The 22,047-nt window shown below is 72.7% G+C and carries 22 protein-coding genes; 10 read left to right on the top strand and 12 right to left on the bottom strand.

Annotation, left to right across the window (positions count from 1 at the left end; translation table 11 throughout):
• Nucleotides 1-71: 71 nt before the first annotated feature.
• Nucleotides 72-1,355 (bottom strand): choice-of-anchor P family protein, encoded by a 1,284-nt coding sequence (locus ACYVKX_RS05215; protein ID WP_460829591.1) that lies wholly within the window; start codon nucleotides 1,353-1,355, stop codon nucleotides 72-74.
• A 176-nt stretch (nucleotides 1,356-1,531) separates the two neighbouring features.
• On the opposite strand from ACYVKX_RS05215, the gene hutH reads away from it, so the two are divergent.
• Both hutH and hutU read left to right on the top strand, forming a co-directional pair.
• Entirely contained in the window at nucleotides 1,532-3,070 is a 1,539-nt protein-coding gene (gene hutH, locus ACYVKX_RS05210) for a histidine ammonia-lyase (RefSeq protein ID WP_460829590.1), read from the top strand.
• Nucleotides 3,067-4,725 carry a urocanate hydratase gene (gene hutU, locus ACYVKX_RS05205; protein WP_460829587.1) on the top strand — a complete coding sequence of 553 codons (1,659 nt, stop codon included), beginning with the start codon at nucleotides 3,067-3,069 and terminating at the stop codon, nucleotides 4,723-4,725. Before hutH ends, hutU begins: the two co-directional genes overlap by 4 nt.
• Nucleotides 4,726-4,750: 25 nt before the next feature.
• Here hutU and ACYVKX_RS05200 read toward each other — a convergent pair whose 3' ends face one another.
• The 9 genes from ACYVKX_RS05200 to ACYVKX_RS05160 form a co-directional block, all read right to left on the bottom strand.
• Nucleotides 4,751-5,608 carry an HpcH/HpaI aldolase/citrate lyase family protein gene (locus ACYVKX_RS05200; RefSeq protein ID WP_460829586.1) on the bottom strand — a complete coding sequence of 286 codons (858 nt, stop codon included), beginning with the start codon at nucleotides 5,606-5,608 and terminating at the stop codon, nucleotides 4,751-4,753.
• Complete coding sequence (locus ACYVKX_RS05195) at nucleotides 5,605-6,714, bottom strand: HpcH/HpaI aldolase/citrate lyase family protein (RefSeq protein ID WP_460829585.1); 1,110 nt, start codon at nucleotides 6,712-6,714, stop codon at nucleotides 5,605-5,607. The genes ACYVKX_RS05200 and ACYVKX_RS05195 overlap by 4 nt, the downstream gene beginning before the upstream one ends.
• A 60-nt stretch (nucleotides 6,715-6,774) precedes the next feature.
• A complete protein-coding gene (locus tag ACYVKX_RS05190; RefSeq protein WP_460829584.1) occupies nucleotides 6,775-7,620 on the bottom strand; it encodes a 3-hydroxybutyryl-CoA dehydrogenase in 846 nt (281 codons plus the stop codon).
• Complete coding sequence (locus ACYVKX_RS05185; protein WP_460829582.1) at nucleotides 7,617-8,126, bottom strand: DnaJ family domain-containing protein; 510 nt, start codon at nucleotides 8,124-8,126, stop codon at nucleotides 7,617-7,619. The genes ACYVKX_RS05190 and ACYVKX_RS05185 overlap by 4 nt, the downstream gene beginning before the upstream one ends.
• A gap of 7 nt (nucleotides 8,127-8,133) precedes the next feature.
• Nucleotides 8,134-8,421 carry a hypothetical protein gene (locus tag ACYVKX_RS05180; RefSeq protein ID WP_460829580.1) on the bottom strand — a complete coding sequence of 96 codons (288 nt, stop codon included), beginning with the start codon at nucleotides 8,419-8,421 and terminating at the stop codon, nucleotides 8,134-8,136.
• 7 nt (nucleotides 8,422-8,428) lie between these two features.
• Nucleotides 8,429-8,683 (bottom strand): hypothetical protein, encoded by a 255-nt coding sequence (locus ACYVKX_RS05175; RefSeq protein ID WP_460829579.1) that lies wholly within the window; start codon nucleotides 8,681-8,683, stop codon nucleotides 8,429-8,431.
• 123 nt (nucleotides 8,684-8,806) lie between these two features.
• Nucleotides 8,807-10,249 (bottom strand): MFS transporter, encoded by a 1,443-nt coding sequence (locus ACYVKX_RS05170; protein ID WP_460829578.1) that lies wholly within the window; start codon nucleotides 10,247-10,249, stop codon nucleotides 8,807-8,809.
• Nucleotides 10,246-11,571, bottom strand: a complete 1,326-nt coding sequence (locus ACYVKX_RS05165; protein ID WP_460829577.1) for a M20 family peptidase — start codon at nucleotides 11,569-11,571, stop codon at nucleotides 10,246-10,248. Before ACYVKX_RS05165 ends, ACYVKX_RS05170 begins: the two co-directional genes overlap by 4 nt.
• 64 nt (nucleotides 11,572-11,635) lie before the next feature.
• Nucleotides 11,636-12,262 carry a nitroreductase family protein gene (locus ACYVKX_RS05160; protein WP_460829576.1) on the bottom strand — a complete coding sequence of 209 codons (627 nt, stop codon included), beginning with the start codon at nucleotides 12,260-12,262 and terminating at the stop codon, nucleotides 11,636-11,638.
• Nucleotides 12,263-12,272: 10 nt separating this feature from the next.
• Between ACYVKX_RS05160 and ACYVKX_RS05155 the strand changes: the two genes are divergently transcribed.
• The 7 genes from ACYVKX_RS05155 to ACYVKX_RS05125 all read left to right on the top strand — a co-directional run bounded on the left by ACYVKX_RS05155 (nucleotide 12,273) and on the right by ACYVKX_RS05125 (nucleotide 18,684).
• The gene (locus ACYVKX_RS05155; RefSeq protein WP_460829574.1) at nucleotides 12,273-13,475 is read left to right on the top strand and encodes an allantoate amidohydrolase; all 1,203 of its coding nucleotides are present in this window, start codon (nucleotides 12,273-12,275) and stop codon (nucleotides 13,473-13,475) included.
• Nucleotides 13,472-14,728, top strand: a complete 1,257-nt coding sequence (locus tag ACYVKX_RS05150) for a formimidoylglutamate deiminase (RefSeq protein ID WP_460829573.1) — start codon at nucleotides 13,472-13,474, stop codon at nucleotides 14,726-14,728. The genes ACYVKX_RS05155 and ACYVKX_RS05150 overlap by 4 nt, the downstream gene beginning before the upstream one ends.
• The gene (gene hutI, locus ACYVKX_RS05145) at nucleotides 14,713-15,867 is read left to right on the top strand and encodes an imidazolonepropionase (protein WP_460829572.1); all 1,155 of its coding nucleotides are present in this window, start codon (nucleotides 14,713-14,715) and stop codon (nucleotides 15,865-15,867) included. Before ACYVKX_RS05150 ends, hutI begins: the two co-directional genes overlap by 16 nt.
• 204 nt (nucleotides 15,868-16,071) lie before the next feature.
• Nucleotides 16,072-16,260 carry a hypothetical protein gene (locus ACYVKX_RS05140; RefSeq protein ID WP_460829571.1) on the top strand — a complete coding sequence of 63 codons (189 nt, stop codon included), beginning with the start codon at nucleotides 16,072-16,074 and terminating at the stop codon, nucleotides 16,258-16,260.
• 9 nt (nucleotides 16,261-16,269) lie between these two features.
• Nucleotides 16,270-17,379 (top strand): cupin domain-containing protein, encoded by a 1,110-nt coding sequence (locus tag ACYVKX_RS05135; protein ID WP_460829569.1) that lies wholly within the window; start codon nucleotides 16,270-16,272, stop codon nucleotides 17,377-17,379.
• Nucleotides 17,376-18,287: a sucrase ferredoxin gene (locus tag ACYVKX_RS05130; protein WP_460829567.1), complete on the top strand. Its 912-nt coding sequence runs from the start codon at nucleotides 17,376-17,378 to the stop codon at nucleotides 18,285-18,287. Before ACYVKX_RS05135 ends, ACYVKX_RS05130 begins: the two co-directional genes overlap by 4 nt.
• A 64-nt stretch (nucleotides 18,288-18,351) precedes the next feature.
• Nucleotides 18,352-18,684 (top strand): helix-turn-helix domain-containing protein, encoded by a 333-nt coding sequence (locus tag ACYVKX_RS05125; protein WP_460829566.1) that lies wholly within the window; start codon nucleotides 18,352-18,354, stop codon nucleotides 18,682-18,684.
• Nucleotides 18,685-19,155: 471 nt separating this feature from the next.
• On the opposite strand, the gene ACYVKX_RS05120 is transcribed toward ACYVKX_RS05125, so the two are convergent.
• Complete coding sequence (locus tag ACYVKX_RS05120; protein ID WP_460829565.1) at nucleotides 19,156-19,872, bottom strand: DUF3800 domain-containing protein; 717 nt, start codon at nucleotides 19,870-19,872, stop codon at nucleotides 19,156-19,158.
• Nucleotides 19,873-20,083: 211 nt separating this feature from the next.
• Here ACYVKX_RS05120 and ACYVKX_RS05115 point away from each other — a divergent pair, with 211 nt between their 5' ends.
• Complete coding sequence (locus tag ACYVKX_RS05115) at nucleotides 20,084-21,502, top strand: cytochrome P450 (protein ID WP_460829563.1); 1,419 nt, start codon at nucleotides 20,084-20,086, stop codon at nucleotides 21,500-21,502.
• Here the strand turns inward: ACYVKX_RS05115 and ACYVKX_RS05110 are convergent.
• Nucleotides 21,478-22,041, bottom strand: a complete 564-nt coding sequence (locus ACYVKX_RS05110; RefSeq protein ID WP_460829562.1) for a protein-L-isoaspartate O-methyltransferase family protein — start codon at nucleotides 22,039-22,041, stop codon at nucleotides 21,478-21,480. The two genes, ACYVKX_RS05115 and ACYVKX_RS05110, sit on opposite strands and share 25 nt — an antisense overlap.
• Nucleotides 22,042-22,047: the final 6 nt, after the last annotated feature.

Below are 22,047 nucleotides of genomic sequence, written 5' to 3'. Positions count from 1 at the left end.
CCAGTCAACGCCCCGGTGTCGGCCGCCGACGCCGTGTCTTGCGTGGTGATCGGTGAGTAGGCGTACCGAGATCAGCGGCGGATGGTCGTCTTCGCGACGCCCAGGTCGATCACCGCTCCGGTCCCGTCGAGCAGGGTGATCCGCAGCGCGACCACCTTGAGGCCGCTGGGCAGCCTCTCGACCACCTTGGGCTCGAGCTTGGCCACGCTCGGGATCTCGATCACCTGGTCGATCGGGAGCTCCTGCTCCTGGCCGTTGACGGTGATCGCGCCGATGCGGGTGCCTTCGGAGCTCCGGATCAGCTTGCCGCCGGCCATCCGGGTGACGCTGGCCTTGCCGACGACGGCCTCGACCTCGAGCGCGCCGCCGCCGAGGCTCAGCCCGGCGATCGAGCCGCGCTCCCAGGCCTTGCTGCGGTCGGCGAACCGCTTCGACCACTGCTGGGAGCTCACGCCGTCGACCCGGAGGCCGCCGCCGACGTCGACGTTGACGTCGTCCTTCTTGAGGGTCTTGCCCTTGGTGCTCTGGCAGGGCATCAGCGAGAGCGGGTTGCGGCCGCTGGTGAGCACACCGCCGAGCACGTTCGCCTCGGTGCCGGCGGAGTAGCCGCCGAACCGGCCGTACTTCACGCCCGAGAGGGCCTGCGCCTTGCTGCGCGCCACGAACAGCTCGGTGCCGGTCGGGATGATCTTCACCCGCAGTGCCACCGCCCACGCGGTCGCGCCGGTGGCGCTGCGCTGCTCGTTGGTGTCGCCGAGGGCGATCCGCGCCAGACCCGGGATGACGATCGGCTGGCCCGGGGTCGGGATCTCGAACTCCTGGGCCGGGCCGATCGGCGGGGTCAGCACGATCTTGCCGACGCTGGTGGAGGTCTCGGAGCGGAACCTGCTGCCGTCGTACCAGGCGTGCGACAGCGAGCTGATGCCGCGGATGCTGAGCTTGCCGAGCGGGGAGTCGGCGAGCACGACCTCGGCGGTCGAGCTGCGCGAGTAGGAGTGCCTGGCGGCGCCGTCGCGGCGGGTCCACACCCGGGTCTTGACGCCGGAGACCGTGCCCGCGCTGGGGAGATTGGCCTCGGCGACCTCGTTCTCGCGGGTGATCCGCGGCTTCACCGAGCAGCCGATCACGCTGAACGCCGTCGTCCCGGAGCCGGCCGGGAGGTCGCCGCCGGCGAGGCGGGTGCCGTAGGCCCCGCCCCGCACCGCGATGTCGGAGGAGCCGCGGGCGGCGGACGGGGCGTCCTGGGCCGGCGCGGGCGCCGCGCCCGCGGACGCCGGGAGGATCGAGAGGGCCAGCGCGGCCCCCGCCAGGATCGAGAGGGACTTCGCCCCCGTGAGTGCTCTCTGAGATGTCATGTTGTGCTCCCTCTGGTCGTACGGCGTCCCTGTCGTGCCCCCGGCGCCGAGTCGTCGCAGACCTAACGGACCTTTCCCGACCGTTGTTACGGCCGGGCCACAGGTTGTCTCGGATGCCAGACAAGGGTGGAGTTGACGGTCTGGCCGGCGGTACCCACTCCGACCAGGATTGCCACATGGTCACCGTCGGAGTCGGGCCCGTGTCGTTCGCCGAGCTGGTCGCGGTCGCCCGGGGTGGCGACCCGGTCGAGCTGGGGGAGGACGCGCTCGCCGCGATCGACCGCGCGCGGGCGGTCGTCGAGGAGCTGGCGGCGGCCGAGACCCCGGCCTACGGCGTCTCGACCGGCTTCGGCGCGCTGGCGACCCGGCACATCCCGGCCGAGATGCGGGCACAGCTCCAGCGCTCCCTCGTCCGCTCCCACGCCGCAGGCTCCGGCCCCGAGGTCGAGCGCGAGGTCGTGCGTGCGCTGATGCTGCTGCGGCTCTCGACGCTGGCGACCGGCCACACCGGCGTACGCCGCGAGACGGCGGAGCTGCTCGCCGGGCTGCTCGCCCACCAGATCACGCCGGTGGTGCGGGAGTACGGCTCGCTCGGCTGCTCCGGCGACCTCGCGCCGCTCGCGCACTGCGCGCTCGCGCTGATCGGCGAGGGCGAGGTGCGCGACGCGGCCGGCCGGCTGATGCCCGCCGTCGAGGCGCTGGCCGCCGCGGGCCTCTCACCGGTGGAGCTGGCGGCCAAGGAGGGCCTCGCGCTGATCAACGGCACCGACGGCATGCTCGGCATGCTGGTACTGGCGATCGAGGACCTGCGGCTGCTGCTGCGCACCGCGGACGTCGCCGCCGCGATGTCGGTCGAGGCGCAGCTCGGCACCGACCGGGTGTTCGCGTCCGAGCTCCAGGCGATCCGGCCGCACCCGGGCCAGGCGCTCTCCGCGGCCAACCTGGTGGCGCTGCTCGCCGACTCCGGCGTCGTGGCCTCGCACCGGGGCCCGGACTGCAACCGGGTGCAGGACGCCTACTCGCTGCGGTGCTCGCCGCAGGTGCACGGCGCCGCCCGCGACACCGTCGAGCACGCGGCCGTCGTCGCGGGCCGCGAGCTCGCCGCCGCGGTCGACAACCCGGTCGTGCTCGCCGCCGAGGGCCGGGTCGAGTCGAACGGCAACTTCCACGGCGCTCCTGTCGCCTACGTGCTCGACTTCCTGGCGATCGTCGCAGCGGACGTGGCCTCGATCAGCGAGCGGCGTACCGACCGGTTCCTCGACAAGGCCCGCAGCCACGGGCTGCCGCCGTTCCTCGCCGACGACCCGGGCGTCGACAGTGGGCACATGATCGCCCAGTACACCCAGGCCGCGATCGTCTCGGAGATGAAGCGGCTGGCCGTGCCGGCGTCGGTCGACTCGATCCCGTCCAGCGCGATGCAGGAGGACCACGTGTCGATGGGCTGGTCGGCCGCGCGCAAGCTGCGCCGCGCCGTCGACGGCCTGACGCGCGTGGTCGCGATCGAGGTCCTCACCGCCGCCCGGGCGCTCGACCTGCGCGCCCCGCTGCAGCCGTCGCCGGCCACCGGCGCCGTCGTCGGCCTGCTCCGCTCCTCCGGCGTCGCGGGCCCCGGCCCCGACCGCCACCTCGCGCCCGAGATCGAGACCGCCGTCGCGCTGGTCACTTCGGGCGCCGTCCTGAACGCCGCCGAGTCCGTGATCGGAGACCTGTCATGACTGCTGGCCCCAGGGAAGTACGCGCCGCCCGCGGCACCTCGCTCACCGCGCGGTCCTGGCAGACCGAGGCGCCGCTGCGGATGCTGATGAACAACCTCGACCCGGAGAATGCCGAGGCACCTGCGGACCTGGTCGTCTACGGCGGCACCGGCCGGGCGGCCCGCAGCTGGGAGGCGTACGACGCCCTGGTGCGGACGCTCACCACGCTGGGCGACGACGAGACGATGCTGGTGCAGTCCGGCAAGCCGGTCGGCGTGATGAGGACGCACCCGTGGGCGCCGCGGGTGCTGATCGCGAACTCCAACCTGGTCGGCGACTGGGCGAACTGGGAGGAGTTCCGCCGGCTCGAGGACCTCGGGCTGACGATGTACGGCCAGATGACCGCCGGGTCGTGGATCTACATCGGCACCCAGGGCATCCTGCAGGGCACCTTCGAGACGTTCGCCGCGGTCGCGGACAAGCGGTTCTCTGGGACGCTGGCCGGGACGATCACCGTCACTGCCGGCCTGGGCGGGATGGGCGGCGCGCAGCCGCTGGCGGTCACGATGAACGACGGCGTGGCGATCTGCGTCGAGTGCGACGAGGCGCGCATCCAGCGCCGGATCGACCACCGCTACCTCGACGTACGCGCGTCGTCGCTCGAGGAGGCCGTGTCGATGGCGGTCGCGGCGCGCGACGAGCGCCGGCCGCTGTCGATCGGCGTGCTCGGCAACGCCGCGGCGATGCTCCCGCGGCTGCTGGAGATGGACGCGCCGATCGACATCGTCACCGACCAGACCTCGGCGCACGACCCGCTGGCCTACCTGCCGGTCGGGGTCCCCTTCGAGGAGTGGGACGCCCGCCGTACCTCCGATCCCGAGGGATTCACGAAGGAGGCGCGGGCCTCGATGGCCGCGCACGTGCGGGCGATGGTGGAGTTCCAGGATCGCGGCGCCGAGGTGTTCGACTACGGCAACTCGATCCGCGACGAGGCCCGCAAGGGCGGCTACGACCGGGCCTTCGAGTTCCCCGGCTTCGTGCCGGCCTACATCCGGCCGCTGTTCTGCTCGGGGGCCGGCCCCTTCCGGTGGGCCGCGCTCTCCGGCGACCCGGCCGACATCGCGGCCACCGACCGCGCGATCCTCGAGCTGTTCCCCGACAACGAGCGGCTGAGGAAGTGGATCACGATGGCGCAGGAGCGGGTGCACTTCCAGGGCCTGCCAGCGCGCATCTGCTGGCTGGGGTACGGCGAGCGGCACCTCGCCGGCCTGAGGTTCAACGAGATGGTGGCCAGCGGCGAGCTCAAGGCGCCCATCGTGATCGGCCGCGACCACCTGGACTGCGGCTCGGTCGCGTCGCCGTACCGGGAGACCGAGGGGATGCTCGACGGCTCGGACGCCATCGCCGACTGGGCGATCCTCAACGCGCTGGTCAACACCGCCTCCGGCGCCACCTGGGTGTCCTTCCACCACGGCGGCGGCGTCGGCATGGGCCGCTCGCTGCACGCCGGCCAGGTCTGCGTCGCCGACGGGACGGCGCTCGCCGCCGAGAAGATCGAGCGGGTGCTCACCAACGACCCCGGCATGGGGGTGATCCGGCACGTCGACGCGGGCTACGACCGCGCGGTGGACGTCGCACATGCGCGGGGGGTGCGGGTGCCGATGGCGGAGGGGTGATCGTGGGGGCGTCCTGCGGTGGATATCAGCCCAGGGCCCGGATCGCCTCGTGGATGCTGAGCGTGCGGCGGGCGGACTCGACGTGGAGGCTCTCGACCATCTTGCCGCGGTAGGTGACGACGCCCGACCCATGACCGTCCTCGAACGCCTGGATCAGGCCGCGCGCGTCCTCGACCGCCTGCTCGTCCGGCGCGAACGCCGCGTTGGCACCCTCGACCTGGCCGGGGTGGATCAGGGTCTTGCCGTCGAACCCCAGCTGCCGACCCTGCGTGCACTCGGCGAGGAAGCCCTCGGTGTCCCGCACGTCGTTGTAGACGCCGTCGAGGATCGCGATGCCGGCGGCGCGCGCGGCGAGGAGGGCGGTGTGCAGGCTCGGCAGGATCGGGGCCCGGCCGGGCACGTGCTCGGCGTACAGCTCCTTGACCAGGTCGTTGGTGCCGATCACGAAGCAGGACAGCCGCTCGCTCGCACGGGCGATGCCGAGCGCGTCGAGGATCGCGATCGGCGTCTCGATCATCGCCCAGAGTCTCGTGTGGTCGGGGGCGCCGTACCTCTCCAGCGCGGCGACCAGCCGGTGCACCTGGTCGGCGCTGTCGACCTTCGGGACGACGACCGCGTCCGGCCCGGCCTGGGCGGCGGCGGCGAGGTCGGCGTCGTGCCACTCGGTGCCGATGCCGTTGACCCGGATGGTGACGGTACGGCGCCCGTACTCGCCGCTGGCCGCGGCGGTGCAGGCCGCCTCGCGGGCCGTCGCCTTGGCGTCGGGGGCGACGGCGTCCTCGAGGTCGAGGATCAGCCCGTCGCAGGGGATCGACTGGGCCTTCTCCAGCGCGCGCTCGTTGGAGCTCGGCATGTAGAGGACGCTGCGCAGGGGGGTGATCACGCGCCCCCCTCGATCGCGTCGTACCGCTCCTTCAGGGCGGGGTCGATCGCGGCGAGCTGCTCGGCGAGCTCGACCATCACCAGGCACTGCTTGAGGGAGGCGTCGTCCTCCATCTTGCCGTCGAGCATCACGGCGCCGGTGCCGTCGCCACTCTGCGCTCCCAGGGCCGCGACCACGCGGCGCGCGTGCGCGACGTCCTCGACGCTGGGGCTGAACACCCTGTTGGCGATGGCGATCTGTGTGGGGTGCAGGCTCCAGGCGCCGACGCAGCCGAGCAGGAAGGCGTTGCGGAACTGGTCCTCGCACGCCACCACGTCGGCGATGTCACCGAACGGGCCGTAGTAGGGGTAGATCCCGTGCATCGCGCAGGCGTCGACCATCCGCGCGATGGTGTAGTGCCAGAGGTCCTGCTGGTACGTCGCCCGGCGGGCCTCGATGTTCGCGGCGCCGTTCTCACCGGGCGGGTCCTGGCGCACGAGGTAGCCGGGGTGGCCGCCGCCGACGCGGGTGGTCTTCATCCGGCGGTCGGCGGCGAGGTCGGCCGGGCCGAGCGAGATGCCCTGCATGCGCGGGCTGGCGCCGCAGATCTCCTCGACGTTCGCGACACCGCGCGCGGTCTCGAGGATCGCGTGCACGAGGATCGGCCTCTCCAGCCCGGCCCTGGCCTCGAGCTGGGCGAGCAGCCGGTCGACGTAGTGGATGTCCTCGGCGCCCTGCACCTTGGGCACCATCACGACGTCGAGCCTGTCGCCGATCGCGGGGACCAGCGTGGTGAGGTCGTCGAGGACCCAGGGGCTGTCGAGGGAGTTGATCCGGGTCCACAGCTGGGTCGGGCCGCCCTGCCCCAGATCGGCGGTGTCCCGGCCGATCTTCACCAGGCCCGCGCGCGCGGCGACCTTGTTGTCGGCCCGGACCGCGTCCTCGAGGTTGCCGAGCAGGACGTCGACGGTGCCGACCAGGTCCGGCACCTTGGCCGCCATCTTCGGGTTGCTCGGATCGAAGAAGTGGATCGCCCGGCTGGGTCGCGCCGGGATCTCGGTGAGTGGCGTCGGCGCCCCCACCGCCAGGGGCCGGAAGAAGTCCTTCGCGCTGCGGGATCCGCTCATGGGGCGGAACGTAGCAGCGCTCCGCTGCTCGTTGGTATGACTGATCTGACACGCGGGCCGTCAGTCGTAGGTGTAGAAGCCGCGGCCGGACTTGCGGCCGAGCAGGCCGGCGTCGACCATTCGCTGGAGCAGGGGCGGGGCGGCGTAGAGGGGCTCCTTGAACTCCTGGTACAGCGACTCGGCGACGGCCTTGGTGGTGTCCAGGCCGATCAGGTCGGCCAGGGCGAGCGGGCCCTGCGGGTGGGCGGCGCCCAGCACCAGGCCGCGGTCGATGTCCTCGGCCGAGGCGAACCCGGACTCGTACATCCGGATCGCGGAGAGGATGAACGGGATCAGCAGCGCGTTGACCACGAACCCGGCCCGGTCCTGACAGTCGATCGCCTGCTTGCCCAGGACGCCCTCGACCCAGGCCCGCGACCGCTGCGTGGTGTCGGCCGAGGTCAGCAGGGAGGGGACCAGCTCGACGAGTTGGAGCACCGGGACCGGGTTGAAGAAGTGGATGCCGATCACCTGCGTCGGCCGGGAGGTGACCACGCCGAGCTTCATGATCGGGATCGAGGAGGTGTTGGACGCCAGGATCGCCTCCGGCGCGGCCACGACCTGGTCCAGCGACCTGAACAGCGCGACCTTCGCGGGCTCGTCCTCCACGATCGCCTCGACCACGACCTCGCGGTCGGCCATCGCGTCGAGGTCGGTGACCACCCGGATCCGGCCGAGCACCTCGTTGGCGGACTCGATCTTGCCCTTGGCCTCGGCGCGCTGCAGCGACCTCTCCAGCCGGCCCAGCGCCGCCTTGGCCGCGTCCTCGCTCGACTCCACGACGACCACGTCCTGACTGGCACGCGCGCTGACCTCCGCGATGCCCGACCCCATCAGGCCGCCACCGACCACACCCACGTTCTTCATGTCCCTCCCTCGGATCGGTTCCTCCGCCGATTCCACCAGTGCCGGCGTCGCGGAGGTGCGGCGGGTCCGGCTCGAGGGACGGTACGGCGGGCGGCGTACCGCTCCCGCCACGCGGCGACGGTCTCCTCCACGTCGCGCGGCATGGTGACCAGCGGCGGCCCGGCGCTGAGGGAGTAGCGGGCGCGGATCACCCGGGCATTGAAGTCCTCGATGTGCTCGCGGACCTGTGCCTCGGAGTGGTGGCGGTCGAGCTCGGCGTCGAGCTCGGCGTCCTCCTTGCGCAGCGCGAGGCCGGGCGGGAGGACGGCGATCCGCTCGCGCTCGACGAGCTGCTTCAGCCACCAGTCGGGGTCGTGCTGGTCGCCGAGGCCCTCGATCGGCTTACCGGCGCCGGGGAGATCGTCGAACTCGCCACGCTCCATCGCCTGCTTGACCTGGAGGTCGACCCACGTCTGCTGTTGCTGAATGCGCGCGCGGGCCGCGGCGCGGTCGGGCGTCTCGGGCACGGGCTGCTCACTCCGGCCGGTCGAAGATGTGCCGGGTCAGGGCCTGGACGTCGCGGTCGAGGTGGTCGAGCCGCTCGTCCATGCGCCGGAACTCCGCCCGCATCTCGGTGCGCACAGACCCGATCTCGGTACGCAGCTCGGTGCGCACGGACCCGATCTCGCTGCGCAGCTCGGTGCGCACGGACCCGATCTCGGTGCGCAGGGTGCGGTGGAAGGAGGTGGTGATGATGCCGAGTAGCGCGCTGACGGCGGCGAGGAACCCGATGATGAGCGTCCAGGACTGCGGCTCGGTCATGGTCCGCTCACTCCGGCCGGTCGAAGATGTGCCGGGTCAGCGCCTGGACGTCGCGGTCGAGGTGGTCGAGCCGCTCGTCCATGCGCCGGAACTCGGCCCGCATCTCGGTGCGTACCGCGCCGATCTCCGTGCGCAGTTCGGATCGTACGGAGCCGATCTCGGTGCGCAGGGTGCGGTGGAAGGAGGTGGTGATGATGCCGAGCAGCGCGCTGACGGCGGCGAGGAACCCGATGATGAGCGTCCAGGACTGCGGCTCGGTCATGGTTCACGCTCCTTCCGGCTCGGACGGCTGCCCGGCACCGTCCAGTCTGCCACCGGAGGGCGTGCGGGGCGAGACGGCCGACGGCGCCTGTGGAGGGAGTCAGCACAGGACTCGGCGCAGGGCTCAGCGCAGGGCGGGCGTCGGCTCCTCCGCGACCTGTCTCGGCAGCGCCAGCAGGGCGAGGGCGGCGAGCAGCGCGGCGACCGCGCAGACCGCCCACACGGTGAGGTAGCCCGACAGCGGCGCGTGGCCCTCCTCGGGGTTGTCGAGCGAGCCGGTGGCCGACAGCGCGATCGCGAAGACGGCCGAGGCGATGGCGCCGCCGACGGTCTTGGTCGCGTTGGTCATGCCGGTGGCGAAGCCGGTGCGCTCCGGCGGCGCCGCGGCCGCGGCGGCGGCCGGCAGCGAGGCGACGAGCGCGCCCGAGCCGACGCCGATCACCGCCATGTTGACCAGCGCCTGGGCCGTCGAGCCGTGGAACGGCAGCCACAGCGCATAGCCGATCGCCACCAGCACCGACGACACCACCAGCGCGCCCCGCGGCCCGAACGCCCGCGCGGTGAGCGGCAGCGAGAACGCGCCGATCGCCATGAAGATCACGTAGACGCCGATCAGCGTCGACACGAAGCCGGCGCTGGCGCCGAGGCCGTAGCCCGCGACGTCGGGGTCGGTGCGGGCGAACGTCGAGAGCGGGATCTGCGCGCCGAGCACGGACATGCCGAAGAGGAACGCCGTGAGCTGCACCGGCCACTGGCCCGGGGAGCGCAGCAGGCGTACGTCGACGATCGGCTCGACCTGTCGCAGCTCGAACCGCGCGAACGGCACGAGCGCGAGGAGGCCGAGCACGATCAGCCCCCAGGCGAGGACGCTGCCGGGACCGTCGAGACGGATGACGATCAGGCCCGCCATCACCAGGCCGAGGGAGGCGGTGATCAGCCCGAGGCCGCCCCAGTCGAGCCCCCCGGTGGACGTGCCCTCCAGGTCCTCGATCCCGAACCAGATCACGAAGAACACGACCGTCACCACGATCGCCGGCAGCGTCAGCAGCACGGTCATCGACGTCGCCGCGACGAGCGCGCCGCTGGTGAGCGCGCCGATGATCACGGCGAGCTCGAGCGCGCCGACCAGGATGCCGGCGGCCCGGCGGGTGAGCTGGTGCTGGCGACCGGTGCCGGCCGTACGCCGGTGGATGATCGCGACCTCGAGCGGCAGCCACACGACGTACGCGCCCTGCAGCGCGGAGCCGACGAGGAAGGTCGTGAACGACGGCGCGAACGCCATCACCCAGGAGCCGAGCGCGGTCACCGCGGTCGAGAGCAGCAGCACCCTCTTGTGGCCGACGATGTCGCCCATCCGGGCGAGCGGGGGTACGACGAGCGCGGAGACGATCAGCTGCGCGGCCTCGAACCAGTTGACGTCGGCGTCGGCGATGTCGAGGTGGTCGGCGATGTCGCTGAAGATCGGCGTGTAGTAGCCCTGCAGGATCCCGCTGGCCAGCTCGACGCAGACGAGGAAGCCGACGACGGTCGCGAGGCCCCGGGCCCGCGGATCGTTGAGCACGGTCATGCGGGGATCCTCTCGATCAGGCGCCGGTACCAGCGGACTCCCTCGGCGAGGGCGTCGACCCCGAGGTGCTCGTCGTAGGAGTGGATCGACTCGCGCTGTCCCTTGGTCATCCGGAACGGCGCGAACCGGTAGACCCTGGGGCAGATCGCGGTGAAGAACCGCGAGTCGGTGGCGGCCATCATGACGTACGGCGCGGGCACGGCGTCGGGGAACACCTCGTCGATCGTGTCCGCGATGAGCTCGAACGCCTCGTCCATCGGCGAGACCGGGCTGGGCTCGCTCTCCTCGACGACGGTGACCTGGACCTGGTCGTCGTCGATGGTCCTGCGGACGTGCTCGAGCACGGAGGCCACGGTGTCGCCGACCATGATCCGGATGTTCACGCCGGCCCGGGCGGTGCTGGCGATGACGTTGAGCGCGGGGGAGCCGGAGAGGGTCGTGACCGCGAAGGTCGTCCGGGTCATCGCGGCCGGCTCGGGGCCGGCCGCGATCAGCGCGCGGGTGAGCAGCGGGCGGAGCCGCGCGGCGTTGGCCATCAGCGGGCGCAGTGCGAGCGGGGCGTGCGGCGCCATCCGGCGGAGCAGCTCGACGGTCGGGTCCGGCACGCTGGCGGCCATCTGGTGCCGGTCCAGCCGGGTGATCGCCCGCGCGATCCGCGTGGTCGGGCCGTTGCGGGCCGGGGTCGAGGCGTGGCCGCCGCGCCCGTCGACGCGCAGCTCCAGCGAGGTGATGCCCTTCTCGGTCAGGCCGACCACCCCGATCGGCCTCGCGACGCCCGGGAACGCCTCGGCCGCGACGGCGCCGCCCTCGTCGAGCACGAACCAGGGGCGTACGCCGCGGCGGGTCAGCTCCTCGACGGCCAGCCCGGCCGCCGTACCCGAGACCTCCTCGTTGCAGCCGAAGGAGAGCCAGACGTCCTGGGCCGGGGTGAACCCCTCATCGAGCAGCGTCTCGACGGCCTCGCAGACCGCCACCAGCTGGCCCTTGTCGTCGAGCGTGCCGCGGCCCCAGATCGCGCCGTCGTGGATCTCGGCGCCGAACGGCGGGTGCCGCCACGGCGCGCCGTCGTCGACGGGTACGACGTCGAGGTGGGCCATCAGCACGACCGGCCGCTGGGCGCTGCGGCCGGCCCAGCGGAACAGCAACCCGTGGGCGTCGACCCGGGTCAGCTCCAGCCGCTCGTGCAGCAGCGGGAACTGCTCGCGCAGCTCCTCGACGAACCGGTCGAACGCGGCCGTGTCGACCAGGCTCGGGTCGCGGTGCGAGACGGTCGGGATGCGGACCAGGGCCTGGAGCTTGGGCACTGCGCGGTGGGTCGTCACGAGCGCAGGCTATTGGTCTCGGATGTGAGACTCACGGTGTTTGCGGGTCGTTGACCGCGACGGCTCACGCCGATGGACTGGCCTCGTGGCCCCAACTCCCGCGATGCACCAGGCCGGCCATCGGCTTGCGCGGCCGCCTGGTGGGCGAGCCCTTCGCGCCGACGGTCTCGGCCGGGTGGCCGATCGTGACCACGCCGACCGGGTCGAAGTCGTCGGGGATGGCGAACGCCGTACGCACCGCGGCCTCGCGGGCCGGCGGGATGCCGATGAAGCAGGAGCCGAGGCCGTGGGCGGTCGCGGTCTGCAGCATCAGCAGCGCGGCCATCGCGGTGTCCATGTCCCAGAACGGCTTCGGCCAGCGGGCCTCGTCGCGGTCGGCCCAGCCCTTGTCGGGCTGGGCGTAGCGGTCGAGGTACGCCGCCTTGCTGGAGCACGGCACGATCACGACCGGCGCCCTCATCATGCCCGCGAGCCATGCGTCGGGGCGGGCGGTGTCGTCCGCCGTCGCCGCCCAGAAGCGGGCGACGTCGTCGGGAGTGTCGAGCAGCAGGAACGCCCAGCCCTGGCTGAACCCGGCGTTCGGCGCGCGGGTCGCGTTGCGCAGCGCGAGGTCGACCACCGCCGGGTCCACGGGGTCGGTGGTGTAGTTGCGGACCATCCTGCGGCGGCGTACGACGTCCTGGAACTCCATGGAGAGCACTGTGCCTGACGATCTCGTGCCTGATGATCTCGTGCCTGACGACTTCGAGCGGATGTGGGCCGACCTCGCCCCGATCGGCCGGTCGGCGCGCAGCGGCGGCTACCACCGGTCGCCGTTCACGGCGCCGGAGGAGGAGCTGCGCGCGTGGTTTGCCGAGCAGTGCGCGGCGCGCGGGCTGCGCGTCGAGGGCGACGGGTTCGGCAACCTCGTGGCCTGGTGGGACGCGGGCTCGGGTCCGGGCGTGCTGACCGGCTCGCACCTGGACTCCGTGGTCGACGGCGGGGCGTACGATGGTCCGCTCGGCGTCGTCTCGGCGCTGGCCGCGGTCGACCTGCTGCGCTCGCGCGGGTTCGTGCCGGCGCGGCCGATCGGGGTGTCGGTCTTCGCCGAGGAGGAGGGCTCCCGGTTCGGGCTGGCCTGCCTGGGCTCGCGGCTGGCGACCGGCGCCCTGTCGTGGGAGTCCGCCCGTGAGCTGACCGACCGGGACGGGGTCGCGCTGGGCGACGTCGTACCGGGCGGCGTCTCGTCGCTGCTGTCGTCGGTCGGGACGTTCGTCGAGCTGCACGTCGAGCAGGGCCGCGACCTCGTCGACCGGGGCGCGGCGGTCGGGGTGGCGAGCGGGATCTGGCCGCACGGGCGCTACCGCTTCGACTTCGCGGGCGTGGCCAACCACGCCGGCACCACGCGGATGGAGGACCGGGCCGACCCGATGCTCACCTACGCGTTCACCGCGCTCGGCGCGAACAAGCAGGCCCGGCTGGCCGGGCAGCGCGCGACCTTCGGCCGGGTGGCGGTCTCGCCGAACGGCACGAACGCGGTGCCCTCGCTGGTGACGGCGTGGCTCGACGCCCGGTGCTCGACCGACGAGGGGTTGGCGTCGCTGGTGTCGTCCATCGAGGCGCAGGCGACGGACCGGGCCGGGCGGGACGGCACCACGCTGACCGTGACGCCGGAGTCGGTGTCGGGGTCGGTCGCCTTCGACCCGGCGCTGGCCTCGCTCGTGGCCGCAGACCGCTGGCCGATCATCCCCACCCAGGCCGGCCACGACGCCGGGATCCTCTCTGCCGCAGGGATCCCGACCGCGATGCTCTTCGTCCGCAACCCCACCGGCGTCTCGCACTCCCCCGCCGAGCACGCCTCGATGGCCGACTGCCTGGCCGGCGTCTCGGCCCTCGCCGACACCCTCGAGCGGCTGGCGCGGTGACGGCTCCCACGTCGGCGTACCTGCTGGAGCGGGCCTGGGTCGACGGCGCCGTCCGGGACGACGTGCTGGTCGAGGTCGAGGGCGGCCGGATCACCGCGGTCGGTCCGGGCTCGGACGGGGGTGGGAATCACCGGCTACCCGGTGATTCCCACATCCCCGGCCTCACCATCCCCGGCCTCACCAACGACCACAGCCATGCGTTCCACCGGGCGCTGCGGGGGCGGACCCAGTGGGGGCGAGGGACGTTCTGGACCTGGCGGGAGCAGATGTACGCCGTGGCGGAGCGGCTCACGCCGGACACCTACTTCGCGCTGGCGCGGGCGACCTACCGCGAGATGGTGGCGGCGGGGTACACGTCGGTGACCGAGTTCCACTACGTCCACCACCCCGAGCCCGAGGCGATGGGGCGGGCCCTGACCGAGGCGGCCGCCGAGGCCGGGCTGAGCATCACGCTGCTGGACACCTGCTACGTGAGCAGCGGCTTCGGCGCGCCGCCCCAGGGTGTGCAGTGGCGTTACAGCGATGGCACCGCGGAGCAGTGGGCCGAGCGCGCCGGCGACGGGCCCGCCGCGATCCACTCGGTGCGGGCCGTGCCGCGCGAGCAGCTGCACGTCTTCCGCGGCCGGGCGCCGCTGCACGTCCACCTCAGCGAGCAGCGGCAGGAGAACGAGGACTGCCTGGCGGCGTACGGCGTCACCCCGACCCGCCTGCTGTACGACGAGGGGCTGCTCGGCCCGGGCACGACCGTCGTCCACGCCACGCACCTGACCGACGAGGACGTCGCGCTGCTCGGCGAGACCCGCACCAACGTCTGCGTCACGCCGACCACCGAGCGCGACCTCGCCGACGGCATCGGCCCGGCGCGGCGGCTGGCCGAGGCCGGCTGCCGGCTCACGGTCGGCAGCGACAGCCACGCGGTCATCGACCCGTTCGAGGAGCTGCGCGGGCTCGAGATGGACGAGCGGCTCGCGACGCAGGAGCGCGGGCACTGGTCCGCCGCCGAGCTGCTCGAGATCGGTACGGCGGGCGGGCGGATCGCCGTGGGCGAGCCGGCCGACCTGGTCACCCTCGACACGCGCTCTCCCCGGACCGCGGGGACGGGCGCCGACGAGCACACCGCGGTCTTCGCCGCCACGGCCGCCGACGTCACCCACGTGGTCGTCGGCGGGCGACCGGTCTACACGCGCGGGGACGACGAACGGATCGGGCGCGAGCTCGAGGAGGCGGTGGGAGCGCTGTGGCCACGACCCTGATCACCAACATCGGCGAGCTGTTCACCGCCGACCCCGAGGGTCCGACGACGATCGAGGATGCCGCGATCGTCGTCGAGGGGAGCCGGGTCGCCTGGACCGGCCCCGCCGCCGCGGCCCCGGACGCCGACGAGCGGATCGACGTCGGCGGCCGCGCCGTACTGCCCGGCTTCGTCGACAGCCACAGCCACCTGGTCTTCGCCGGCGACCGGGCGCAGGAGTTCGCCGCGCGCATGGCCGGCAGGCCGTACGCCGCCGGCGGCATCCGCACCACGGTCGCGGCCACCCGCGCGGCGACCGACGAGCAGCTGACCAGCCACGTCGCCCGGCTGGTCGCCGAGATGCGCCGGCAGGGCACGACGACCGTCGAGATCAAGAGCGGCTACGGCCTGACCGTGCACGACGAGGCGCGGTCGCTGGCGGTGGCGCGGCAGTTCACCGAGGAGACGACCTTCCTCGGCGCGCACGTGGTGCCTTCCGAGCACGCAGCCGACCCGGGGGAGTACGTCGACCTGGTGACCGGCCCGATGCTGGACGCCGCGCGTGAGCACGCCCGCTGGATCGACGTCTTCTGCGAGCGCGGGGCCTTCGACGGCGATCAGGCCCGCGTGATCCTGGCCGCGGGCGAGGCGGCCGGCCTGCGCGGACGGCTGCACGCGAACCAGCTCGGCCCCGGCCCCGGCGTGCAGCTCGCCGCCGAGCTCGGCCTGGTCGCGGTCGACCACTGCACCCACCTGTCCGACGCCGACGTGGCGGCTCTCGAGAGCAGCGGCACGATCGCCACGCTCCTGCCGGGCGTGGAGTTCTCCACCCGCCAGCCCTACCCGGACGCCCGGCGGCTGCTCGACGCCGGCGTCCGCGTGGCGCTCGCGTCCGACTGCAACCCGGGGTCGTGCTTCACCAGCTCGATGCCGCTCTGCATCGCCCTCGCCGTCCGGGAGATGGGGATGACGCCGGCGGAGGCGGTCCACGCGGCGACGTACCGTGGCGCGGAGGCGCTGGACCGCGACGACGTCGGCGCCCTGGTGCCCGGTCGCCGCGCCGACCTCGTCGTGCTCGATGCGCCGAGCCATGTGCACCTCGCCTACCGACCGGGCGTCCCGCTGGTCATCAGCACCTGGCTGGCCGGGCGGCCGGGCTGAGGTCGGTGCGCGGTCTCGGATGTAACGCCGGGTTACCCCTTGTTCCCACCAGGTTGCAACACCGTGGGAACAAGAGATAACCCGGCGTTACATAGGCGGTGGAGGGACTGCTGCCGAGGCAGGTCGGGTACCGCTTGTCCGCCGGTCGGCACCGCAGCAGACTGGCGAGCACGAGACCGATCCGCTGCAGACACAGGAGGACAGATGACACCGGAAGAGCCCCTGAGTGACGACGACATGACCACCGGCCCGGTGGTCGACCAGAGTGCCGGCGGTGATGCCGACGGCACCGATGGCGGTGACAGCGACGGGACCGACGGCGACGCGTCCGACGGCGACGCCACGGACACCACCGACGGCGACGGCAGCGACAGCGACGGCACCGACGCCTGAGTGCCCCGAGTGAGCGCACTCGACCTGCTCAGCGGTGACGCCCAGACCTTCCTGAGGAAGGTCTGGGCGTCCCGTGTGCACCTGCACCGCACCGACCCCGATGACCTGGTCGGGCTGCTCTCCCTCGACGACGCCGACCACCTGCTGACCTCGACCGCGATCCGTACGCCGTCGATCCGGATGGCCAGGGACGGCTCGGTGCTGCCGGAGTCGGCCTACACCCGCGGCGCGACGCTGGCCGGCAGGCCGCTCACCGGGCTGGTCGACGCCGGCAGGGCGCTCGCGCTCTTCGGGGACGGCGCGACCGTCGTCTTCCAGGGCCTGCACCGCTACTGGCCGCCGCTGACCCGGCTGATCGCGGAGCTCGAGCTCGAGCTCGGCCACCCCTGCCAGGCCAACGCCTACCTCACCCCGCCCGGCTCGCAGGGCTTCGCGGTCCACTCCGACAGCCACGACGTCTTCGTCCTCCAGACCGCGGGCGCCAAGCTCTGGGAGGTGCACGGTCAGGACGGGCCCGAGGACGTGCTGCTCGAGCCCGGCCTCTCCCTGTACCTCCCCACCGGCACCCCCCACGCCGCCCGCGCGCAGGAGACGGTGTCGCTGCACGTCACGATCGGCGTCAACCAGCTCACCTGGCGCGGCCTGGTCGAGCGGACCCTGACGGACGTGCTGGCCGGCGTACCCGACGAGCACCTGCCGGCCGGCTACCTCGATGCCCCCACCCCGCTCTCCGCCGCGCTCGCCGAGCGGCTGGCCGGCCTGGCCGAGGAGGTACGCCGCCTCGACGCATCGGCCGCGGTCGAGGCCGAGATCCGGCGGTTCCTCACCACCCGGCCGCCGCGGCTGCCCGGCGGCCTGCACGACGTGCTCGGCTCGGTCTCGGCGAGCACCGTCCTCCGTCGGCGCCCTGGCCACCCCTGCGTGCTGCTGGATCGCGGCGAGCAGGTCGAGGTGCTGCTGGGCGACCGCGCGATGGTCGTGCCGGCGTGGATCCGCCCGGCGCTCGACGAGGTCCGCGCCCGTGAGAGCTTCACGCCGGCCGACCTCCCGCTCGACCCGCAGAGCAACCTGGTGCTCTGCCGGCGCCTGGTGCGAGAAGGGCTGCTGGAGATCGCGTGACCCCTTCTCGGTCGACGCGGCGCTGCGCGGCGGAGAGCCTGCTGCGGGACGAGCCCGTCGGCGGCACCGCCACCCACGTCCGCACCTGGCTGCTGCTCGAGCACGTCGGGCCGTGGGGCAGCGACGCGCTGCTCGACGCCCGGCTGCCCGACGGCCTCGGCGCCGCGCTCGAGCAGCGGGCGAAGGCCCACCGCGCCAAGATCCTGCTGATCCGGCGGTTCAGCTCGAAGCCCGACGGCGAGGGGGTGCGCGTCTTCGCCGCCCACTCCGACCCGGTCGCGCCGCGGATCGAGTCGGGCACGCTCGCCGACCCGCGGGAGGTGCTCGACCTCGACCTGGCGGCGTTCCGCGACGGCGGCACGAGCGGCCTGGCGGCGTACGCCGGATCGCTGTTCTGCGTCTGCACCAACGGTCGCCACGACGCCTGCTGTGCTGAGCGCGGGCGGCCGGTCGCGCGGGCGCTCGACCGGGCGCATCCCGAGGAGACGTGGGAGGTCTCGCACATCGGCGGCGACCGGTTCGCGGCCAACCTGGTGGTGCTCCCGCACGGGCTCTACTACGGGAGGCTCGACCCGGTCTCGTCGATCGCGGTGGCCGGCGCGCACCTCGCCGGCGAGCTCGACCTGGACCACCTGAGGGGCCGCTCGTCGTACCCGATGGCGGTGCAGGCCGCCGAGATCCACCTGCGCCGCGAGCTCGGCGCGACCCGGGAGGGCGACGTCGTGCTGACCCGGCGGCAGGTCGACGGCGACGTCACCACGGCGACGTTCGCGGTCGCGGGCGGGAGCTACCAGATCGCCGTCCGCACCCACCGCGACCCGGCCACGGCGACCCGGCTCACCTGCGCGGCGCGCCGCGACAACCCGGTGCCGCGGCACGAGGTGCTCGGCGCGGCCCGGAGCTCCTGACCCGGCCCCGGTGCGTGGTCACTTAGGTCGTTGCAAATGGTCACAAGGGTCTATGCTGGGAATTGTGAGCGAGACGATGACGATCAACCCTGCGTACCTGTCGGAGGAGGACTGGGCGTCGCTTCGCGCGTTCCTGGAGTCGGCGAAGGCGCGCGGCGAGGTGGTCGACGTGTCGGCCCGGGTCGAGCTGCTGACGCCTGCCGAGGTGGCGAGACGGCTGGGGATGTCGCGGTCGACGGTGTTGCGGCGGATCGCCGAGGGCGACTTGTCGGCGACGAAGGTCGGCACGCACCACCGGATCCCGTTGGCCGAGTTCGAGCGGTACAGCCACGAGCTGATGCGGCGGATGGCCGAAGCCGGCGCCGCGGAGATCGGGGCCGAGCTGCTCGGTGAGTGAGCCCACGACTCTCTTCCTGGATGCGAACACTCTGGCTTCGCCCGTCACCCGGACCCTGGTGATCGCCGGTGCTCGCGCCGACGGGCTACGGGTCACCTGGTCGGCCCTTGTCGAGGCCGAGGCCGACGGGCACGCCCGAGGTACGGCGTCGCTCGTCTCGGCGGTGCGCACCGAGACCGAGGTGCACCGCATACCTGGGCCGCAGGCACCCACACCTGACGGACCCGATGGAACTCGTCCAACCCCGACGCGCAGTACCCCGCCGCCCCGACGGTTCCCCACAGCTACAAGAGCCCCGACGACCGGCCCGCCAATGATCCGCCGAACCCACCTGGCCGCCAACACCCACCGAGACACGAGCGCAGGTTGGTCGTACGTGTCGGAGGTTCGGGCTACACTGAAACAGCAGGCCGCAGCCGCGCTGCCGCCCGCATGGCCTTCAGCCCCACGCTTGCGTGGGGCTGTTGTGCGTCACGGCCACTGACCAGGCTCGAACAGCTTGCCGGACGAGGTGAGCTTCGACCACATCCGATCCATGATCTTCTGAGCCCTCAGGTCCGACTCAACGACCGTCTGGTGACGTCGATAGGTGAACGCCAGCATGTCGGCGGCCTGCAACATACGTGACCGGTGGCTCGGCGCGAAGTGGACGGTGTCCAGCAGCGAACTCAGCGTCGTGTGCATGTAGACACCCGGAGTGCCCTCGGTCTGGTACGTGGCGAACCGCTCCCGGTGCCGTTCGCGGTCTCCGCGCTCGTCGGCGATCACCAGCGCGTAGGTAACTGCGTTCTTCGCGAGCCGGTCGACCCGTTGGAGGATGTGCTGGAAGCACACCTGCTCAGCGGGGAATCGAACGGGGTAGTTGTTGCGCTCTTGGCGCCGGAGCAGCCCTTCCTCGCTTACGGAGCGCAGCAGGATCGTCACGTCAGCCTCCAGGATGGCGTCGATGACCTTCTCGTGGATGCCTGCCCTCGCTCGCGCTCCGACGTCCTTCCAATCTTCCTTGCCGTGAAATAGGGGGTGTCCGTGGATCTCAGCCGTGCGTGGGACGCCGTAGTCAACGCTGGCCTGCCGGACGATCGCGTTGAGCCGATCGGTGAGCTCCTTCGTGGCGACGTCGTCAGCGACAACAGCAGCGAAGCAGCGGAAGTCTCCGCGGTCAGATTCATCAACGAACGCCAGCAGCACGGCCTCATCGTCTCAAGGACCACCGACGCTCACGACGGCTCGACGTGCCGTCTACTTTGGCGACTCGCCCGGATCGTTGCCGTTTGGCCACAGTTGGCCGCGTGCGCTTCGTCAAGCTTCGCTGCATCTCGACATGTGCCGCCAGCGTCGAGAGCCGCAGGCCCGCGCCCACTATTGACGAGTTTTCAATAGCGGGCGTAGCGTCGGCACGGTGACGATCCTGGACGACGTCGACCAGCTCACGACCCAGCGCTTCCGCCGGATGAGCCCGGGCAACCAGGAGCGGCTGCCGCCCGTGGACCGCACCGGCCTGCCGCCCGGGCCGCGCTGGCCGGTGCTGCTGCAGACCGCCGGGCTGCTGCGGTTCCGGCACTGGTTCCACCCCTACATGCGGCGCAGGTACGGCGACGTCTTCACCGTCCGGCTCGCGCCCGGCGGCCGGCCACTGGTGTTCTTCACCCGGCCCGAGCACGCCAAGGAGATCTTCGCCGGCGACCCCGAGGTCTTCCACGCGGGCAAGGCCAACGGCATCCTCGGCCCGATCATGGGCGAGCACTCGCTGCTGCTCCAGGACTCCGCCGAGCACAAGCGGGCGCGCAAGCTGCTGATGCCGGCGTTCAACGGGCACGCGCTGCGCGAGTACCAGGCGCTGGTCACCGAGGTCGCGAAGGCCGAGGTCGCCACCTGGCGGCCCGGCGTCGAGTTCCGCGCGCTCGACCGGATGAACGCGCTCACCCTCGAGGTGATCCTGCGCGTGGTCTTCGGCGTCACCGACGAGCGCCGCCTCGCCGAGCTGCGCCCCCGGGTCAACAAGACGGTGAACATCAGCCCCGCGATCCTGCTGGGCTGGGGCTACCCGTGGCTGCAGCGGTACGGCCCGTGGCGGGCGACCATCGACAACCAGCGCGAGCTGGACCGGCTGATGTACGCCGAGATCCGCGAGCGGCGTACGGCGCCGGACCTGGCCGGCCGCACCGACGTCCTGTCCAAGCTGATCGTGCAGGGTCAAGACGGCGACGCTACCAGCGAACGACTGAGCGACACCGAGCTGCGCGACCAGCTGGTGACGCTGCTGCTCGCCGGCCACGAGACGACCGCGAGCGCGCTGTCGTGGGCGCTCTACGAGGCCGGCCGCGACCCGGCGCTGCTGGCGCGCTGCCGGACGGCGGCGGTCGAGGGCGACGACGAGCTCCTCGACGCCGTGCTCAAGGAGTCGATGCGGCTGCACCCGATCATCCCGATGGTCGTGCGGACGCTGATGCAGCCGGCCACGATCGCGGGCTGGGACCTGCCGCGCGGCACCACGGTCGGGCCGTCGATCATCATCGCCCACTCGCGCGAGGACAATCACCCGGATCCGGAGGTGTTCCGGCCCGAGCGGTTCCTCGGCCAGAACCCGCCCGCCAACACGTGGATCCCGTTCGGCGGCGGCGTGCGCCGCTGCATCGGCGCGGGCTTCGCGACGATGGAGGGGGTCGCCGTGCTGCGCGAGGTGTTCACGGCGTACGACGTCACCGCGGTCGGCCGCGACGAGCCCAAGGTCCGCAACATCACCAGCGTCCCGCGGCACGGAGCGCGGATCCGGGTGACGGCGCCGCGCGGCGATCAGAGCAGGGGCACGAACCGGTAGCGCCCGTGCCGGCTCACCACCGGCTGCCCGGAGCTCGCCTCGACCAGCAGCATCTCGCCGGCGACCGGCACGACCAGCCGGCCGGCCGGGGAGAGCTGGGCGACCAGGGCGGCGGGCAGCTCGCGCGCCTCGGCCGAGACGAGGATCCGGTCGTACGGCGCACCGGCCCGATCGCCGTACTCGCCCGGCGTCGCCTGCTCGATCCGCGCCCACGGCCACTCGCCGCGCTCGAGGTTGCCCCGGCCGTACTCCACGAGCTCCGGCACGAGCTCGAGGCCCAGCACGCTGCCGCCCGCGCCGGTCAGGTGGGCCAGCAGGCCCGTCGTCCAGCCCGACCCCGACCCGACGTCGAGCACCCGGTCTCCGGGCTGGACGTCGAGCAGGCGCAGCATGTCCGCCACCGTGCGCGGCTGGGAGTTGGTCTGGCCGTGGCCGATGTCGATCGGTCCGTCGTACGCCGCCCGGCGCCGCTGCGTCCGGGGCAGGAACCACGCCCGCGGCGCCGCCGCGAACGCCGCGTCCACCCGGTCGTTCGCCATCTGCCG

Source organism: Nocardioides hungaricus (genome assembly GCF_054782915.1).
Note: the sequence above shows the minus strand (reverse complement) of the source record. Positions and strands in the feature narration are given on the sequence as shown.